The sequence below is a fragment of the Caldimonas sp. genome (assembly GCF_046289365.1).
Classification (GTDB): domain Bacteria; phylum Pseudomonadota; class Gammaproteobacteria; order Burkholderiales; family Burkholderiaceae_C; genus Caldimonas.
Genome location: NZ_JBKBVU010000002.1, coordinates 23,488 through 39,825 on the forward strand (window position 1 = coordinate 23,488; position 16,338 = coordinate 39,825).

Consider the following 16,338-nt stretch of genomic DNA (forward strand, 5'->3'; position numbering starts at 1 on the left):
CGCGCCAAGCAGTCTCTCAAGCCGATGGCCCTGGCGCCGCTTGCGCAGCGGGATGCCACAGGGCCCACAGCGCCTCCAATGTGGCATGTAGGCCGGCCAGCGTGTCTGTGTCGTTGGCCACGATGATGTCGGCGGCCGCCAGGCGCTGCGACCGCGAGGCCTGCTGGGCAATGATGGCTTGCACGGCCTGCTCGGTCAGTCCCGAGCGCCGCATCACGCGCTCCACCTGGCGCTCGGGCGAGCAGTCGACCACGAGCACCTGGTCCACCCGCGTGCGCCAGATGCGCGACTCGACGAGCAGGGGCACGTCGAAGACCAGCATCTGGCCCGGCCGGGCCTGGGCCGCCTGACGCGCCGCTTCCGCGCCGATCAAGGGGTGCAGGATGGCTTCCAGTTGCGCCTTGCGCAGTGGATCGCGGAAGACGAGCTCGCGCATGAACTCGCGGTCCAGGGCGCCGTCGGCGGTGATGGCCGCCTCGCCGAAGGCCTCGCGGATCGGCGCGATGCCGGCCCCGCCGGGCTGTGTGAGCTGGCGCGAGATGGCGTCGGTGTCGACCAGATGGGCTCCGCGCTCGCGCAGCCAGGCCGCCACCGTGCTCTTGCCGCTGCCGATGCCGCCGGTCAGGCCCAGCCGCAAGGGGCGGGGTAGCCACGGACCGTCCATGGACTTCAGGCCCAGCCCATCCAGCCGAGCACGGTGTCGGCGCCCACGAAGTAGACCAGCACGCCGGCGCCGGCCAGGAAAGGGCCGAAGGGCACATAACGGCCTTCGCGCAGTCGGCTGGCGAGCTTCATCCCGATGCCCACGATGGCACCGATCAGCGAGGCGATCAGCGCGATCGGCAGCAGGGTGTTCCAGCCCAGCCAGGCGCCCAGTGCGGCCAGCAGTTTGAAGTCGCCGAAGCCCATGCCTTCCTTGCCGGTGGTCAGCTTGAAGAGCCAGTAGACGGACCACAGCGCCAAATAGCCCGCCACGGCGCCCCACAGGGCGGTGGACAGCGGGATCGTCCAGCCCAGTGCCGCGGCGATCAGGCCGCCCCACAGCAGGGGCTGCGTGAGCTGGTCGGGCAGCAAGGTGGTGTCCCAGTCGATGAAGGTGAGGGCCACCAAGGTGGCCATCACGGCGCACCAGGCCAGGGCCACGGGCTGCGGCCCCAGTTTCCAGGCCACGCCGGCGAACAGGGCGGCCGTCAGCAGCTCGACACCGGGATAGCGCCAGGAGATCGGGGCTTTGCAGGCCGAGCAGCGAGCGCGCAGCACGATCCAGCTGATGACGGGAACGTTCTCGTACCAGCGGATGTGGTGGCCACACTGGGGGCAGCGCGAACGTGGCCGCAGCAGGCTGAGCGGCTCGCCGTCGTCGGGCAGGGGCTGCTCCAGCAGTTCGGCACTGTCGCGTCGCCATTGCCGCTCCAGCATGAGGGGCAGGCGGTGGATGACCACGTTGAGGAAGCTGCCGACGCACAGGCCCAGCACGGCCAGGGCGGCCGGAGAAAGCCACCAGGCAAGCACTTCAGGGGACATCGAGGTTCTTGCGGTTGTGCTTCAGACCACCTGGCCCAGCTTGAAGATGGGCAGGTACATCGACACCACGATGCCACCGATGATGGTGCCGAGCACCACGATGATCACCGGTTCCATCAGGCTCGACAGCCCCTTGACGGCTTCATCGACCTCCTGCTCGAAGAACTCGGCGGCCTTGTTGAGCATGTGGTCCAGCGAGCCGGATTCCTCGCCGATCGCGCACATTTGCAACACCATCACCGGGAAGATGCCGGTGGACTGCATCGCCGTGGTCAGGCTCGTGCCGGTGGAGACGTCCTTCTGGATCTTCTCGGTGGCTTCGGCAAACACGGCGTTGCCCGAGGCCCCGCCCACCGAGTCGAGGGCTTCGACCAGCGGCACGCCGGCGGAGAACATCGTGGCCAGCGTGCGCGTCCAGCGCGCCACGGCCGACTTGTAGACCAGCGGACCGAACAAGGGCACTTTGAGCAGCAGCCGGTCCATGGCTTTTTGCATTTTCTCCGAGCGCTTCCAGCTCTCGAAGAAGAAGTAGGTGCCCCCGATCAGGACACCGAAGATGATGTACCAGTATTGGACGAACAGGTCCGACATCGCCATCACCAGCAACGTGGGGGCCGGCAGGTCCGCCCCGAAGGAGGTGAAGATCTCTCTGAATGCCGGAATGACGAACATCATGATGATGGCCACCACGATGAAGGCCACCACCAGCACGGCCACCGGATAAATCAGGGCCGACTTGATCTTGGCTTTGATGGCCTCGGTCTTTTCCTTGTAGGTGGCCAGACGCTCGAGCAGTGTTTCCAGGATACCGCCGGCCTCGCCGGCCTCGACCAGGTTGCAGTACAGCGCGTCGAAGTACAGCGGATGCTTGCGCAGGGCTGCCGACAGGCTGGTGCCGGTCTCGACGTCCATGCGGATCTCGTTGAGCAGCTTGGCCAGTCGAGGGTTGCTGCTGCCGCGGCCCACGATGTCGAAAGCCTGAAGCAGCGGCACGCCGGCGCGCATCATCGTGGCGAGCTGGCGCGTGAAGATGGCGATGTCCTTGGGCTTGATTGCCTTGCCGCCGCTCATGCGGCGCTTCTTGACCTTGGTGACCAGCACACCCTGGCGGCGCAGGCTGGCGCTGACCATGGCTTCCCCGCCGGCACGCATCTCCCCGCGCACGGCCTTGCCGTTGCGGTCCTTGCCTTCCCATTCGAAGACGAATTCCTGGGTCTTCTTTGCTGCTGCAACTGCCATGGTGCCTCCAGGGCGCAAACCCTGTATCAAAACTTATTCGTTGGTCACGGAGATGACCTCTTCCAGCGTCGTCACCCCGAGCCGGACCTTGTACAGCCCGGCCTGACGCAGGTCCCGCACCCCCTCCTTCTGCGCCTGCGCGGCGATGTCCATCGCCGAGCCGTCGGACAGGATGATGCGTTGGATCTCCTCGGAAATGGGCATCACTTGGTAAATGCCGACGCGCCCTTTGTAGCCATTGTTACAACTCGAGCAGCCCACGGCACGGTAGGGCTTCCAACTGCCGTCGAGTTCTTCTTCCTTGAAGCCGGCTTTGAGCATGGCCTCGCGCGGGTAGACAGCCGGCTGCTTGCAGTTCTCGCACAGGCGCCGCGCCAGGCGTTGGGCGGTGATCAGAATCACGCTGGAGGCGATGTTGAACGGCGCCACGCCCATGTTGCGCAGGCGGGTCAGTGTCGAGGGGGCATCGTTCGTGTGCAGCGTGGACATCACGAGGTGGCCGGTCTGGGCGGCCTTGATCGCGATGTCGGCGGTTTCCAGGTCGCGGATCTCACCGACCATGATCACGTCGGGATCCTGGCGCAGGAACGCTTTGAGCGCCGCTGCAAAGGTCAGCCCAGCCTTGTCGTTGACGTTCACCTGGTTGATGCCCGGCAGGTTTATCTCGGCCGGATCCTCCACGGTCGAAATGTTCACCCCGGGCTGGTTCAGGATGTTCAGGCAGGTGTAGAGCGAAACCGTCTTGCCGCTGCCGGTGGGGCCGGTGACGAGCACCATGCCATAGGGGCGATGGATGGCGGCCAGCAGCCGCTCCTTTTCGGCCTTTTCGTAGCCCAGGGCCTCGATACCCAGCTTCGCGCTGGACGGATCGAGGATACGAATCACGATCTTCTCGCCGAACAGCGTGGGCAGCGTGCTGACGCGAAAGTCGATGGCGCGGTTGCCGAACTTCAGCTTCATGCGCCCGTCCTGGGGCACGCGCTTCTCGGCGATGTCCAGGCGCGAGATCACCTTGATGCGCGAGGCCAGCTTGTCCTTGATGGCAACGGGCGGCTGGGTGATCTCACGCAGCTCGCCGTCGATGCGGAAGCGCACGCGGTAGTTCAGCTCATAGGGCTCGAAGTGCAGATCGGAGGCGCGCATGTTGATCGCATCGATCAGCATCTTCTGGAGGAAGCGCACGACCGGTGCGTCCTCCACGTCGGCAGCGACCTCAGCCGATTCCGTCGTGGAGGTGTCCTCCTCCGACACGTCGAACTCGAAGTCGCCGCCGACGATGTTCTCCAGCGCCTCGCTGGCCGAGGCGCCCATGCTTTCGAGCACCTTGACCAGCTTGTCATGCTCGACCAGCACCCATTCGGGCGTGAGCTGGGTGGCGAACTTGATGCGCTCGAGCGCCTCCTGGTCGGTCGGGTCGGCGCCGGCGATGAACAGGCGGCTGCCTCGCTTGCCCAGGGGGATGACCTGGTACTGGGCCGACAGCTTGGGATCGAACAGTCCTCTGGGCAGGCGCTGGGTGTCGACGGCTCCCAGGTCGATGAGCGGCAACGAAAACGCGGTGGACAGGGTGTGCGCCAAGTCGCTGGGGGAGACCGCGCCGGCGGCAATGACCGCGCCAATGAAGCTGATGCGCTTGTCCTTGGCCTGCTTGGCCAGGTCTTCGGCGGTCTTGACATTGAGCTTGCCGGCGTTGACCAGCACGCGCGCCACGCCGGACAGCGTGGAGTTCGGGGCCTCAGCCAGAGTGTCCATGCCAGGGGGTCGAGTCAGAAAAAGTGAGCGGTCGCACAGCGCTCAGGGGCGCCGAGTGTGAAGCCGGGGAATGATCGCTGATCCTCTGCGCACTGTAAACCTTGCAAGCCCGTGCAAACGGCACGGGGTCGGCGGGCATATGGTGAACAAATGCACGGCGGTGTCTGAAATCTGGCCGCCGGGGGCGTGCCGCCTGACTCGGCGCGGCGGCGCGATCGATCGGATGGAACGATGTTTCGAAACTTTGCAATTCACAGACAACACAGACCAGACGGGCTCGGCCAGAGATGCGGCATGTCGGCCCGGCCCTGCGATCGGTTGTCGTTGCTTCCGTTCGCCGACCCGGTCGCGCGCACCTGTCCCAATGCGTTGCCGACGAGCAACAATTCCGGCTTCCGCCTCTACGCGATCACCGAAGGCCTGCCCGCACGTGCGCGCCACGACCGCCTGCGGCTGGCCGACAAACTGACCACACTGGATGACAGCGTCCAGACCGCCCGAAGGACCAGGCCATGACCCCAACGATCACATCCGAGCCGCTCATCGTCACCGTGGCCCCCAATGGGGCCTACAAGACCCACGAACAGCACCCCGCGGTGCCGCTGACGGCGCAGGCCCTGGCCGAAACAGCCAAGGCCTGTCTGGAGGCCGGTGCGGCGATGCTGCACATGCATGTGCGCCGACCGGACGGTCGCCACCTGCTCGACGCCCAGGCCTACCGCGAGGCCACCGAGGCAGTGCGCAAGGCGGTGGGCTCGCAGCTGGTGGTGCAGATCACCACCGAGGCCGCCCAGGTGTATGCCCCGGCCGCCCAGATGGCCGTGGTGCGTGAGGTGGTGCCCGAGGCCGTGTCGGTGGGCCTGCGTGAGCTGCATGTGCCGCAGGTGAGCGAGGCCGAACTCGGCGGCTTCTTCCGGTGGCTGGTGGAGCAGCGCGTGATGGCGCAGGTGATCCTCTATGACGAGGCCGATGTGCGCGACTGGCAGGATCTGCGCCGCCGCGGCGTGATCCCCGAAGGGCCTTGGTTCCTGCTCTTCGTGCTGGGACGCTACCGCGCCGGGCAGACCTCCTCGCCAGCCGACCTGCTGCCCTTCCTGCACGCCCATGATGGGGCCCACCCCTGGGCCATGTGTGCCTTCGGGGCGCAAGAGCACGCCTGTGCGTTGGCTGCCGCGGCGCTGGGCGGGCATGTGCGGGTGGGCTTCGAGAACAACCTGCTGCTGCGTGACGGCCGGGTCGCGCCCGACAACGCGGCGCTGGTGGCACAGGTGGCGCAGGGGGCCCAGGTGCTGGGTCGCCCGCTGGCCACGGCGGATCAGGTGCGTGCGCGCTTCGGCCGCGGCTGACGGGCCGGCTCAGCCCAGGGTGTCCGGGTGGGCCTGGAAATCTCGCAGAGCCCGATGGGGTCGTCGTCCACCCGGCGCTCGCGCGGCAGCAGCCAACTTGGCTGCGCCGCGGTTTTGATCTGAAGAGAAGGTGGTGGTCGGGGTGAGAGGATTCGAACCTCCGGCCTCTACGTCCCGAACGTAGCGCTCTACCAGGCTAAGCTACACCCCGATGGGACTTCCGCGCGGTCTGTCTTGGCGGTCTGGGCTTGGGTCAAGCAGACCGATCGACCGAGCGAACGCAAAATTCTAGCAGAGCTTCGCGGTAGAGGGAAGCCGGCAGGGCCTGCAGGCATTGTCGGGCCGCGTCGGCCTCGGCGCGGGCGGCTTCGCGCGTCGCATCCAGCGCCCCCGTGCGACGCACGATCGCGAGGATGTCCTTCAGCCGCTCCACCTCGCCGTGCTCGATGGCCTGGCGGATCAACTGCCGCTCCTGCGCGCTGCCGCGTTCCATTGCGATCAGCAGCGGCATCGTGGGCTTGCCTTCGCGCAGGTCGTCGCCGACGTTCTTGCCCAGCGCATCGGTGGAGCCTTCGTAGTCGAGCAGGTCGTCGACGAGCTGGAAGGCCGTACCCAGGTGGCGGCCGTAGTCGGCACAGGCCTGCTCGACCGCAGCCGGTGCGTCGGCCAGCACCGCGCCCAGGCGGGCACTGGCTTCGAAGAGTTTGGCGGTCTTGTAGCGGATGACGCGCAGGTAGGCCTCGATGTCGGTGTCGGGGTCGTGCATGTTCATCAACTGCAGGACCTCGCCTTCCGCGATGATGTTGGTCGCCTCGGCCAGCACGTCGAGCACGCGCATGCGGTCGATGGCCACCATCATCTGGAAGGCGCGCGAGTAGAGGAAGTCGCCCACGAGGACGCTGGCGGCGTTGCCGAACACCGCATTGGCCGTTTCGCGGCCGCGGCGCAACTGGGATTCGTCCACCACATCGTCATGCAGCAAGGTGGCGGTATGGATGAACTCGACCACCGCCGCCAGTTCGTGCCGCTGCGCTCCGTCGAAGCCCAGCGCCCGGGCCACCAGGATCACCAGCTGCGGCCGGATGCGCTTGCCGCCGGCGCTGACGATGTAATGAGCGATCTGGTTGATCAGCGCCACCTCGGAGGCCAGGCGCCGCTGGATCACGGCGTCGACTTCGGCCATCTCGGCGGCCAGCAACTGGGAAAGGGCAGGGGGAGAGGCAGGGGCGGACACGCGAAAGGCCCAGGGACGTGAATCCGCAGATTATAGAGAGGCATGTGCCGGCCTCCGTGGCCGCCTGCCGAGCCTTGTGGGCCGGTAGGCGTCGGTGTGCTATACTTTTGGGCTCGGTCGATTTCGGGCCGGGTATGGGTCATGGCGCCAATCGAGCACCCTTGAGGCCTGCGGGTGACGACCGTCGGCGCAGCGTGCGGGCCATGACGATCGGTGCGGGCCTTCCCTTCGAGGCGCGCGTTTGTGAAAGGGCTGATATGTACGCGGTCATAAAAACCGGTGGCAAGCAATACAAGGTCGCTGCCGGCGAAAAGATCAAGGTAGAACAGATTGCTGCGGAAGTCGGCCAAGAGATCGTGATCGACCAGGTTCTCGCCGTGGGCAACGGCAACGAGCTGAAGGTTGGCACGCCCTTGGTTGCCGGCGCCAGCGTCAAGGCCACGGTGGTGGCTCATGGCAAGCACGACAAGGTGCGCATCTTCAAGCTGCGCCGCCGCAAGCACTACAAGAAGAGTCAAGGGCACCGCCAGACCTACACCGAGCTGCAGATCAGCGCGGTAGCGGCCTGACCCCCCTTCCAGGAGTAAGTAACCATGGCACAGAAAAAAGGCGGCGGTTCCACCCGGAACGGCCGTGACTCCCAACCGAAGATGCTGGGCGTGAAGGTGTTCGGCGGCCAGGTCGTGCCGGCCGGCTCGATCATCGTGCGCCAGCGTGGCACGCGCTTCCATGCCGGTGTGAACGTCGGCACGGGTCGCGACCACACCTTGTTCGCCCTGGTCGATGGTCAGGTGTCCTTCGACGTGAAGGGCCCGCTGAATCGCAAGGTGGTGAGCGTCACGCCGCTCTGAGCGACGACCTTCCCTCGAAGCGAAGCCCCGGCCTGCCGGGGCTTCGTTGTTTGCGCCGCCGCCGCCCCGGCGCCCGGCGCTGCAGTACCATCGCCAACGGTGGCGGGCCCTCGCGCGCGGCCGCTCTTGGTGAGACAGGACATCATGAAATTCGTTGACGAAGCCTACATCGACGTGGCCGCCGGCAATGGCGGCAACGGCTGCGTGAGCTTCCGCCGCGAGAAGTTCATCCCCTTCGGCGGCCCCAACGGGGGCGACGGCGGGCGCGGTGGCAGCGTCTACGCCGTGGGCGACCGCAACCTCAACACCCTGGTCGACTTCCGCTATGCGCGCCGGCACGAGGCGCGTAACGGCGAGCATGGCCGGGGCTCGGACCAGTTCGGCGCCGCGGCCGAGGACATCGTGCTGCGCATGCCGGTGGGCACCATCATCACCGATGTGGACACGGGTGAGGTGGTGGCCGAGCTGCTGGTGCCGGGGCAGAAGGTGCTGCTGGCCAAGGGGGGTGATGGCGGCTTCGGCAACCTGCATTTCAAATCCAGCACCAACCGGGCACCACGTCAGCGCACGATGGGCTGGCCTGGCGAGCAGCGTCGGCTCAAGCTGGAGCTGCGGGTGCTGGCCGACGTGGGCCTGCTGGGCATGCCCAATGCGGGCAAGTCCACGCTGATTGCGGCCATCTCCAACGCCCGGCCCAAGATCGCCGACTACCCCTTCACCACCTTGCATCCCAACCTGGGGGTGGTGCGTGTCGGGCCCGAGCAGAGCTTCGTCGTGGCCGATGTGCCGGGGCTGATCGAAGGCGCGGCCGAAGGGGCGGGCCTGGGGCACCAGTTCCTGCGCCACCTGCAGCGCACCCGCTTGCTGCTGCACCTGGTGGACCTGGCGCCCTTCGACGACGGCACCGATCCGGTTGCCCAGGCCAAGGCCATCGTGGCCGAGCTGAAGAAGTACGACAAGACGCTGTACGAAAAGCCGCGCTGGCTGGTGCTGAACAAGCTCGACATGATCCCCGAGGACGAACGTGCGGCGCGCGTCAAGGACTTCGTCAGGCGCATGCGCTGGAAGGGCCCGGTCTTCGAGATCTCGGCGCTCACGCGCGAGGGCTGTGAGCCGCTGGTGCGGGCGATCTACGATCATGTGGCCGCGGTGCGCGAGCCCGACGTGGAGGAGCCTGACGTGCGTTTTGTGCCTGAGGCGGCCACCGAGGCCGCGCCGCCTGCGCCGGCCCGCGACCCGGACGATCCGCGCTTCCGTTGAAGCCGCGGCCGTCTTTCTCCCGTTCCTCCACCCGCTGCCATCCATGAGTGACGTGCTCCGCAACGCCCGACGTATCGTCGTGAAGGTGGGCTCCAGCCTGGTGACCAACGAGGGCCGCGGCCTGGATGCCCAGGCCATCGGCAACTGGTGCCGCCAGATGGCGGCGCTGGCCCGTGAGGGCCGGGAGGTGATCATGGTCTCCAGCGGTGCGATTGCCGAGGGCATGAAGCGACTGGGCTGGACGAGCCGCCCCACCGAGCTGCACGAACTCCAGGCCGCGGCCGCCGTGGGCCAGATGGGCCTGGCCCAGATCTACGAGACCGAGCTGCGCGCCCAGGGCCTGGGCAGCGCCCAGGTGCTGCTCACGCACGCCGACCTGGCCGACCGCGAGCGCTATCTCAATGCCCGCTCGACGCTGCTGACCCTGCTGTCGTTGAAGGTGATCCCGGTCATCAACGAAAACGACACCGTGGTCACCGACGAGATCAAGTTCGGCGACAACGACACGCTGGGCGCGTTGGTGGCCAATCTGGTCGAGGCCGACGCGCTGGTGATCCTCACCGACCAGCGCGGCCTGTACTCGGCCGACCCGCGCAAGGATCCGAACGCCCGCTTCATCCATGAAGCCCGCGCCGGCGACCCCGAGCTGGAGCGCATGGCTGGCGGCGCCGGCTCGAGCATCGGCAAGGGCGGCATGATCACCAAGATCCTGGCGGCCAAGCGCGCCGCCGGCAGCGGGGCCTCGACCGTGATCGCCTGGGGCCGTGAGGCCGACGTGCTGATCCGCCTGGCGCAGGGCGAGTCGATCGGCACGCTGCTGGTGGCCGGCACCGCGAAGCTGGCGGCGCGCAAGCAGTGGATGGCCGACCATCTGCAGTTGCGCGGCGCGGTGGTGGTGGACGATGGGGCCGTCGCCAAGCTGCGCGAGGCGGGCAAGAGCCTGCTGCCCATCGGGGTGGTGCAGGTGACCGGCGACTTCGACCGTGGCGACGTGATCGCGGTGCGGGACACTCAGGGTCGCGAGATCGCCCGAGGCTTGTCCAACTACGACAGCACCCAGGCCCGGCTCATCGCCCGCAAGCCGTCCAGCGAGATCGAACGCCTGCTGGGCTGCCCCGGCGAATCCGAACTGATCCACCGGGACAACCTGGTGCTCGTGTAACGAGCACCAGGTTGCGGCGCAGGCTCATATCGCGCAGCGATGTGAAGGCGCGCAGCGCCGGGCCGGCGCCACAAAGACCGCTCGTGACACGAGCACCAGGTTGCGGCGCAGGCTCATATCGCGCAGCGATGTGAAGGCGCGCAGCGCCGGGCCGGCGCCACAAAGACCGCTCGTGACACGAGCACCAGGTTGCGGCGCAGGCTCATCGATTTCCCCTGTCCTTACCCTTCGCCGGGCTCCTGATTGTCGACCGCCGGCGTCGCAGGGGGCGTGTGCGGTTCCTCGCGGGCATGCGGCCGCAGCCCGGAGCGCAGGTAGCGGTTGTGGTGATGGGGCAGGCGGGGCAGGTAGCGTGCCAGCTCGGTCAGCGCCATCTGGTAGACGCCGCGCTTGAACTCGATCACGGCATCCAGCGGCACCCAATAGTCGTTCCAGCGCCAAGCATCGAACTCCGGATGGTCGGTGGCGCGCAGGTTCATGTCACTGTCTCGACCCACGAGCTGCAGCAGGAACCAGATCTGCTTCTGGCCCTTGTAGTGACCGCGTGCGTCGCGGCGGATGTAGTGCTCGGGCACCTCGTAGCGCAGCCAGTCGCGGGTGCGCGCGACGATGCGCACATGTTCGGGACGCAGCCCCACTTCCTCGTGGAGCTCTCGGTACATCGCCTGCTCGGGGTTCTCGCCGTGTTTGATGCCGCCCTGGGGAAACTGCCACGAATGGGTGCGGATGCGTTTGCCCCAGAAAACCTGGTTCTTGTGGTTGAGCAGGATGATGCCGACGTTGGGCCGGAAGCCGTCACGGTCGAGCATAATCGGACCTCAGATTTTTCAGTTGAATTCATTATTGCACCGGCTCGCGCGGCTGCCTACCGGGCTGCACCCAAGGCGCGCCGGTGTGGCGTCTTTTGCGGCCTGGTCCGTCCCTAGCCCCCACCCCCGTCCATGAAAGCCTCCCAGTTCTTCATCTCCACCTTGAAGGAAGCGCCCGCCGACGCGGAGATCGTTAGCCACAAGCTCATGATGCGCGCCGGCCTGATCAAACGGCTGGGCGCGGGCATCTACAGCTACATGCCGATGGGTCTGCGCACCATCCGCAAGGTGGAGGGGATCATCCGCGAGGAGATGGACCGGGCCGGAGCGATCGAGCTGCTGATGCCGGTGGTGCAGCCGGCCGAGCTGTGGCAGGAGACGGGCCGCTGGGACAAGATGGGCCCCGAGCTGCTGCGTGTGAAGGACCGGCACGACCGCGACTTCGTCATCCAGCCGACCTCGGAGGAGGTCATCACCGACATCGCCCGGCAGGAGTTGCGCAGCTACCGCCAGCTCCCAAAGAACTTCTATCACATCCAGACCAAGTTCCGCGACGAGCGCCGGCCGCGCTTTGGCATCATGCGCGGGCGCGAGTTCACGATGAAGGACGCCTACTCCTTCGACCGCGATCTCGCCTCGGCGCGCCGCAGCTACCAGCAGATGTACGACGCCTATGTGCGCATCTTCGAGCGCCTGGGTCTGCAGTTCCGCGCGGTGGCGGCCGACACCGGCGCGATCGGTGGCGATGCCTCGCACGAGTTCCAGGTGATCGCCGACACCGGTGAGGACGCGATCGTCTACTGCCCGCAGTCCGACTACGCCGCCAACATCGAGCTGGCCGAGGCGGTGGCGCTGATTGCGCAACGCGCCGCGCCCTCGCAGGCGCTGGAGAAGACGCCCACGCCGGGCAAGAGCACCTGCGCCGACGTGGCCGAGCTGCTGGGCCTGGAGCTTTCGCGCACGGTGAAGTCGCTGGTGCTGGCCACTGACGAGAAGAACGAGGCCGGCGAGGTGGTGCGCACCCAGGTGTGGCTGCTGCTGGTGCGCGGCGACCACGATCTCAACGAGGTCAAGGCCGGCAAGCTCGAGGGCCTGAAGGCGGGCTTTCGCTTTGCCACCGCGGCCGAGATCGAGGCGCACTTCGGCTGCCAGCCCGGCTACCTGGGCCCCATTGGGTTGAAGCGGCCGGTCAAGGTGGTGGCCGACCGCACGGTGGCGAACATGAGCGACTTCGTCTGCGGCGCCAACGAGGCCGGGTTCCACTACACCGGCGTGAACTGGGGCCGCGACCTGCCCGAGCCCGACCTGGTGGCCGACATCCGCAATGTCGTCGAGGGCGACCCTTCGCCCGATGGTCAGGGGCTTCTGGCCATCCAGCGCGGCATCGAGGTGGGCCATGTCTTCCTGCTGGGCACGAAGTACAGCGCCGCGATGAATGCGACCTACCTCGACGAGAACGGCAAGCCCCAGCTGATGGTGATGGGCTGTTACGGCATCGGTGTGACGCGCATCCTCGGGGCGGCGATCGAGCAGAACCATGACGAGCGAGGCATCATCTGGCCCGATGCCATCGCGCCCTTCACAGTGGTGCTGTGCCCCATCGGCTACGACCGCTCGGCGCAGGTGAAGGCTGCGGCCGACCGCCTGCATGATGAACTGGCCGCGCTGGGCGTGGATGTGATGCTCGACGATCGCGGCGAGCGCCCCGGTGCGATGTTTGCCGACTGGGAACTGATCGGGGTGCCGCACCGCGTGGTGCTGTCCGATCGTGGCCTCAAGGAGGGCCAGGTCGAGTACCAGGGCCGGCGCGACGCCCAGGCCACGCCGGTGGCTGCGGCCGAGGTGCTGGCCTTTGTGCGACAGCGGCTGGGGGCATGACCGCGCCACGGCCCGCCCATCCTGGCCGGCGCCGGCTGATGCTCGCCGGTGCGGCCGGCCTGCTCGTGCCCGCCGCGCCAGCACAGGCCGGCGGCCAGATCGAGGAACCGTTGGCCGACTCGGTGCGCTCGGCCCTGTCGGCGGCGATCGCCAACAGGGCGCCGCCCAAGCCCCAGTTCACCCGCGTCGAGGAGCGCCTGGCCTATTTGCGCTGGCTGGGCGAGATGAGCGACCGCCTGCGGCCACGCAAGCCGGATCGGACCACGCGCCTGGAGTTCCTGGAGACGCTGTGGTACGAGACCACCCGCGCCGGCCTGGAACAGGCGCTGGTGCTCGGCCTCATCCAGGTGGAAAGCGCGTTTCGCAAGCATGCGGTGAGCCGGGTGGGCGCGCGGGGCTACATGCAGGTGATGCCCTTCTGGAGCCGGCTGATTGGCGATGGCGACCCGTCCCGGCTGTTCCACATGCAGACCAATCTGCGCTTTGGCTGCGTGATCCTGCGCCACTATCTCGACATGGAGAAGGGCAACCTCTTCATGGCCCTGGGGCGCTACAACGGCAGCCGCGGCCGCGCCGAGTATCCGAATGCGGTCTTTGCCGCACGCAAGCACTGGATCTACGACCCGCCGGCCGGCCCGGCGGGCGGCCCGCAGCTCACCGGCGGGTGAGCGGGCTGGCGTTCAGAGCCCCTGCCAGGTGCGCGGGGCCGCCTCGCCAAAGCCCAGCAAGGCCAGCACGCGCTCGACGCTGTCGTTGACGAGCGCATCGATGCTGTCGGGGCGGTGGTAGAAGGCCGGCAGCGGCGGGAAGATGATGCCGCCCATCTCGGTGACGGCCGTCATGTTGCGCAGGTGGGCCAGGTTGAAGGGCGTCTCGCGCACCATCAGCACCAGACGCCGACGCTCCTTGAGGGTGACGTCGGCGGCGCGGCTGAGCAGGTTGTCCGACAGGCCCAGCGCCACCGCGGCCAGGGTCTTCATCGAGCACGGTGCGATCACCATGCCGGCGGTGGGAAAGCTGCCGCTGGCGATGGCCGCCCCCACGTCGCCGGGCGCATAGGCGATGTCAGCCAGGGCTTCGAGCGCGCGGCGGTCCAGGCCGAGCTCGTGATGGGCATTGAGCACCCCGGCCGGCGAGACGACCAGATGGGTGCGTGCGCCGAGCTCGCGCAGGCGCTGCAGCAGGCGCACGCCATAGATGGCGCCGGTGGCTCCGGTGAGCCCGACGACGATCTGGGGGGCGCCCACGAGGCTGGCCTTATCGGGCGGCGCCCAGCACCTGCTGCAGTTCGCCCGACTGGTACATCTCCATCATGATGTCCGAGCCGCCGATGAATTCGCCGTTGACGTAGAGCTGCGGGATGGTGGGCCAGTTGGCGTATTCCTTGACGCCCTGGCGGATGGCTTCGTCCTCCAGGACGTTGACGGTGGTCAGGTCGTTCACGCCGCAGGCCTTGAGGATCTGCACGGCGCGGCCCGAGAAGCCACACATCGGGAACTGCGCGGTGCCCTTCATGAAAAGCACCACGCGGTGCGATTTGACGAGATCGTCGATGCGTTGCTGAACGTCGTTCATGGTGGGGCAGGCGGCGGCGGGCCGCATCGTGAAAGTCCAGCCCACAGTGTATCGGTCCCGGCCGCACCGGGTGGCCGCGGGGCCATGCCCGCCCTCACGGTGAATGGGGCGCGGCGGCGGGGTCGAGGTGGGCGCGCGCGGCCCGGCAACTGGCGGCCAGGGTGTCGTCCAGTTGCGCCAGGTCGGCGGCCTGCAGGGGCTGCCCGGATTGGCAGCGGGCCTCGATGCGCGCGGCCTGGTGGTGCAGCCGCACCAGGCCCAGGCTGGCGGCCGCTCCCTTCAGGCTGTGCGCCTCGCGCTGCACGGCGGACGGGGAGGCGTCGGGCGGGAAGCGACCCCCTGCCTCGTAGAGCTGCACGAAACGCTGCAGGGCCCGGCAATGGAGGTCCTCGCGCTGGGCGCACAGGCGCACGCCCAGCGCCACGTCCAGCAGCGGCAGGTCCTCGTCGGACGGCGATGTGGGTGCGGCCAGGGGGAGCGGCAGGCCGGACGGGGCGGGGGCCGCCTGGGGTTGGCGCAGCCGGGCCAGCGTGTGGCGCAGCGCGGTGGTGTCGATGGGCTTGGTCAGGTGGTCGTTCATGCCCACGGCCAGCGAGCGTTCGCGGTCTCCGGACATGGCATTGGCCGTCATCGCGACGATGGGCAGGCGGGCGGCGTCGCCCGGCAGCGCACGGATGCGGCGTGTGGCCTCGAAGCCGTCCATCTCCGGCATCTGCACATCCATCAGGACCACGTCGAATTTGCGCCGCTGCACCTCGGTGACGGCCTGGGCGCCGTTGTCGACGGCCGTCACCCGGGCGCCGGCCCGTTCGAGCAGGGCCACGGCGAGCTCGCGGTTGAGCGGGTTGTCCTCGGCCAGCAGGACACGCAGGCCGTCCAGCCGGGGAACGGATGCGAGCGGGCCGTCGCCGTCGCCGGCCGATCCGCGGGCATCCCGTTCCAGCGGCAACTGGAACCAGAACAGCGAGCCGCCGCCGGGGGTGGAGCGCACCCCGATGCGTCCGCCCATCAGGTCGAGCAGGCGGCGTGAAATCACCAGGCCCAGGCCTGTGCCGCCGAAGCGGCGCGTGGTCGAGGCATCGGCCTGGGTGAAGGCTTCGAACAGCCGCGCCTGCTGCTCCTCGTTAAGGCCGATGCCGGTGTCCTCGACCTCGAAGCGCACGGTGGGCCGCTCGACCGGCACGGCGTCGGCCAGGCGGACGCGCAACTGCACCCGTCCATACTCGGTGAACTTCACGGCATTGGACAGCAGGTTGGTGAGGACCTGACCGAGCCGCGTCGGGTCGCCCACGCAATGCTCGGGCACGTCCGGCGCGATCGACACCTCCAGCGCCAATCCCTTGGCCTGGGCTTGCAGGCGCACCATGTCCAGCGCGCTGCCCACCAGAGCCGGCAGCGAGAAGGCGGCGTGGTCCACGTCGAGCTTGCCCGCCTCGATCTTGGAGAAGTCCAAGATGTCGTTGAGCACGGTCAGCAAATTGCGCGCAGCGGCATTGGCTTTGGCGATCTGGTCGTGCTCGCGCGGGGGCAGCCCCGCACCCAGTGCCAGCTCGGTCATGCCGATGATGGCGTTCATCGGGGTGCGGATTTCGTGACTGACATTGGCCAGAAACTCGCTCTTGAGCCGGTTGGCGTCCTCGGCGGCGGCCCGGGCACGCTCAATGGCTTCGGTGGCCTGGCGCTCGGGGGTGATGTCGAAGGTCAGGCC

General features: G+C 67.8%; 17 protein-coding genes and 1 tRNA gene. 8 read left to right on the forward strand and 10 right to left on the reverse strand.

Going from position 1 to position 16,338, the window contains the following annotated elements; translation table 11 throughout:
• Positions 1–16 precede the first annotated feature (16 nt).
• Genes coaE through pilB form a run of 4 tightly spaced genes read right to left on the reverse strand, consistent with a single transcriptional unit; the run spans position 17 to position 4,515 of the window.
• On the reverse strand, positions 17–664 hold the full coding sequence (gene coaE / locus ACK42S_RS00465; protein WP_409702139.1) for a dephospho-CoA kinase: 648 nt from the start codon (positions 662–664) through the stop codon (positions 17–19).
• 5 nt (positions 665–669) lie between these two features.
• Positions 670–1,524, reverse strand: coding sequence for a prepilin peptidase (locus tag ACK42S_RS00470; protein ID WP_409702141.1), 855 nt, complete (start codon positions 1,522–1,524; stop codon positions 670–672).
• A gap of 21 nt (positions 1,525–1,545) precedes the next feature.
• On the reverse strand, positions 1,546–2,763 hold the full coding sequence (locus ACK42S_RS00475) for a type II secretion system F family protein (RefSeq protein ID WP_409702143.1): 1,218 nt from the start codon (positions 2,761–2,763) through the stop codon (positions 1,546–1,548).
• 33 nt (positions 2,764–2,796) lie between these two features.
• Positions 2,797–4,515 (reverse strand): type IV-A pilus assembly ATPase PilB, encoded by a 1,719-nt coding sequence (pilB, locus tag ACK42S_RS00480; protein ID WP_409702145.1) that lies wholly within the window; start codon positions 4,513–4,515, stop codon positions 2,797–2,799.
• A 294-nt stretch (positions 4,516–4,809) separates the two neighbouring features.
• Here pilB and ACK42S_RS00485 point away from each other — a divergent pair, with 294 nt between their 5' ends.
• Together ACK42S_RS00485 and ACK42S_RS00490 are read left to right on the forward strand one after the other, a co-directional pair.
• Complete coding sequence (locus ACK42S_RS00485; RefSeq protein ID WP_409702147.1) at positions 4,810–5,031, forward strand: hypothetical protein; 222 nt, start codon at positions 4,810–4,812, stop codon at positions 5,029–5,031.
• Positions 5,028–5,861, forward strand: coding sequence for a 3-keto-5-aminohexanoate cleavage protein (locus tag ACK42S_RS00490; protein ID WP_409702149.1), 834 nt, complete (start codon positions 5,028–5,030; stop codon positions 5,859–5,861). Before ACK42S_RS00485 ends, ACK42S_RS00490 begins: the two co-directional genes overlap by 4 nt.
• A gap of 134 nt (positions 5,862–5,995) precedes the next feature.
• Here the strand turns inward: ACK42S_RS00490 and ACK42S_RS00495 are convergent.
• A tRNA-Pro gene (locus ACK42S_RS00495) sits at positions 5,996–6,072 on the reverse strand.
• A gap of 42 nt (positions 6,073–6,114) precedes the next feature.
• The gene (gene ispB / locus ACK42S_RS00500; protein WP_409702211.1) at positions 6,115–7,059 is read right to left on the reverse strand and encodes an octaprenyl diphosphate synthase; all 945 of its coding nucleotides are present in this window, start codon (positions 7,057–7,059) and stop codon (positions 6,115–6,117) included.
• Positions 7,060–7,352: 293 nt separating this feature from the next.
• On the opposite strand from ispB, the gene rplU reads away from it, so the two are divergent.
• The 4 genes from rplU to proB all read left to right on the forward strand — a co-directional run bounded on the left by rplU (position 7,353) and on the right by proB (position 10,368).
• Positions 7,353–7,664, forward strand: a complete 312-nt coding sequence (gene rplU, locus ACK42S_RS00505; RefSeq protein WP_409702213.1) for a 50S ribosomal protein L21 — start codon at positions 7,353–7,355, stop codon at positions 7,662–7,664.
• A 24-nt stretch (positions 7,665–7,688) separates the two neighbouring features.
• Positions 7,689–7,946 carry a 50S ribosomal protein L27 gene (gene rpmA / locus ACK42S_RS00510; RefSeq protein ID WP_409663566.1) on the forward strand — a complete coding sequence of 86 codons (258 nt, stop codon included), beginning with the start codon at positions 7,689–7,691 and terminating at the stop codon, positions 7,944–7,946.
• A gap of 144 nt (positions 7,947–8,090) precedes the next feature.
• Positions 8,091–9,206 carry an Obg family GTPase CgtA gene (gene cgtA / locus ACK42S_RS00515; RefSeq protein WP_409702151.1) on the forward strand — a complete coding sequence of 372 codons (1,116 nt, stop codon included), beginning with the start codon at positions 8,091–8,093 and terminating at the stop codon, positions 9,204–9,206.
• 43 nt (positions 9,207–9,249) lie between these two features.
• A complete protein-coding gene (gene proB / locus ACK42S_RS00520; RefSeq protein WP_409702153.1) occupies positions 9,250–10,368 on the forward strand; it encodes a glutamate 5-kinase in 1,119 nt (372 codons plus the stop codon).
• 221 nt (positions 10,369–10,589) lie between these two features.
• On the opposite strand, the gene ACK42S_RS00525 is transcribed toward proB, so the two are convergent.
• Positions 10,590–11,177 (reverse strand): RNA pyrophosphohydrolase, encoded by a 588-nt coding sequence (locus ACK42S_RS00525; RefSeq protein WP_409702155.1) that lies wholly within the window; start codon positions 11,175–11,177, stop codon positions 10,590–10,592.
• A 132-nt stretch (positions 11,178–11,309) separates the two neighbouring features.
• Between ACK42S_RS00525 and ACK42S_RS00530 the strand changes: the two genes are divergently transcribed.
• Complete coding sequence (locus tag ACK42S_RS00530) at positions 11,310–13,055, forward strand: proline--tRNA ligase (protein WP_409702157.1); 1,746 nt, start codon at positions 11,310–11,312, stop codon at positions 13,053–13,055.
• Positions 13,052–13,723 carry a lytic transglycosylase domain-containing protein gene (locus ACK42S_RS00535; protein WP_409702159.1) on the forward strand — a complete coding sequence of 224 codons (672 nt, stop codon included), beginning with the start codon at positions 13,052–13,054 and terminating at the stop codon, positions 13,721–13,723. Before ACK42S_RS00530 ends, ACK42S_RS00535 begins: the two co-directional genes overlap by 4 nt.
• A gap of 12 nt (positions 13,724–13,735) precedes the next feature.
• Here ACK42S_RS00535 and ACK42S_RS00540 read toward each other — a convergent pair whose 3' ends face one another.
• The 3 genes from ACK42S_RS00540 to ACK42S_RS00550 form a co-directional block, all read right to left on the reverse strand.
• Positions 13,736–14,302, reverse strand: coding sequence for a UbiX family flavin prenyltransferase (locus tag ACK42S_RS00540; protein ID WP_409702161.1), 567 nt, complete (start codon positions 14,300–14,302; stop codon positions 13,736–13,738).
• A gap of 10 nt (positions 14,303–14,312) precedes the next feature.
• Positions 14,313–14,630, reverse strand: coding sequence for a Grx4 family monothiol glutaredoxin (gene grxD, locus ACK42S_RS00545; RefSeq protein WP_409702163.1), 318 nt, complete (start codon positions 14,628–14,630; stop codon positions 14,313–14,315).
• A gap of 94 nt (positions 14,631–14,724) precedes the next feature.
• Positions 14,725–16,338: ATP-binding protein (locus ACK42S_RS00550; protein ID WP_409702165.1), on the reverse strand; the 1,614-nt coding region annotated here is incomplete at its 5' end.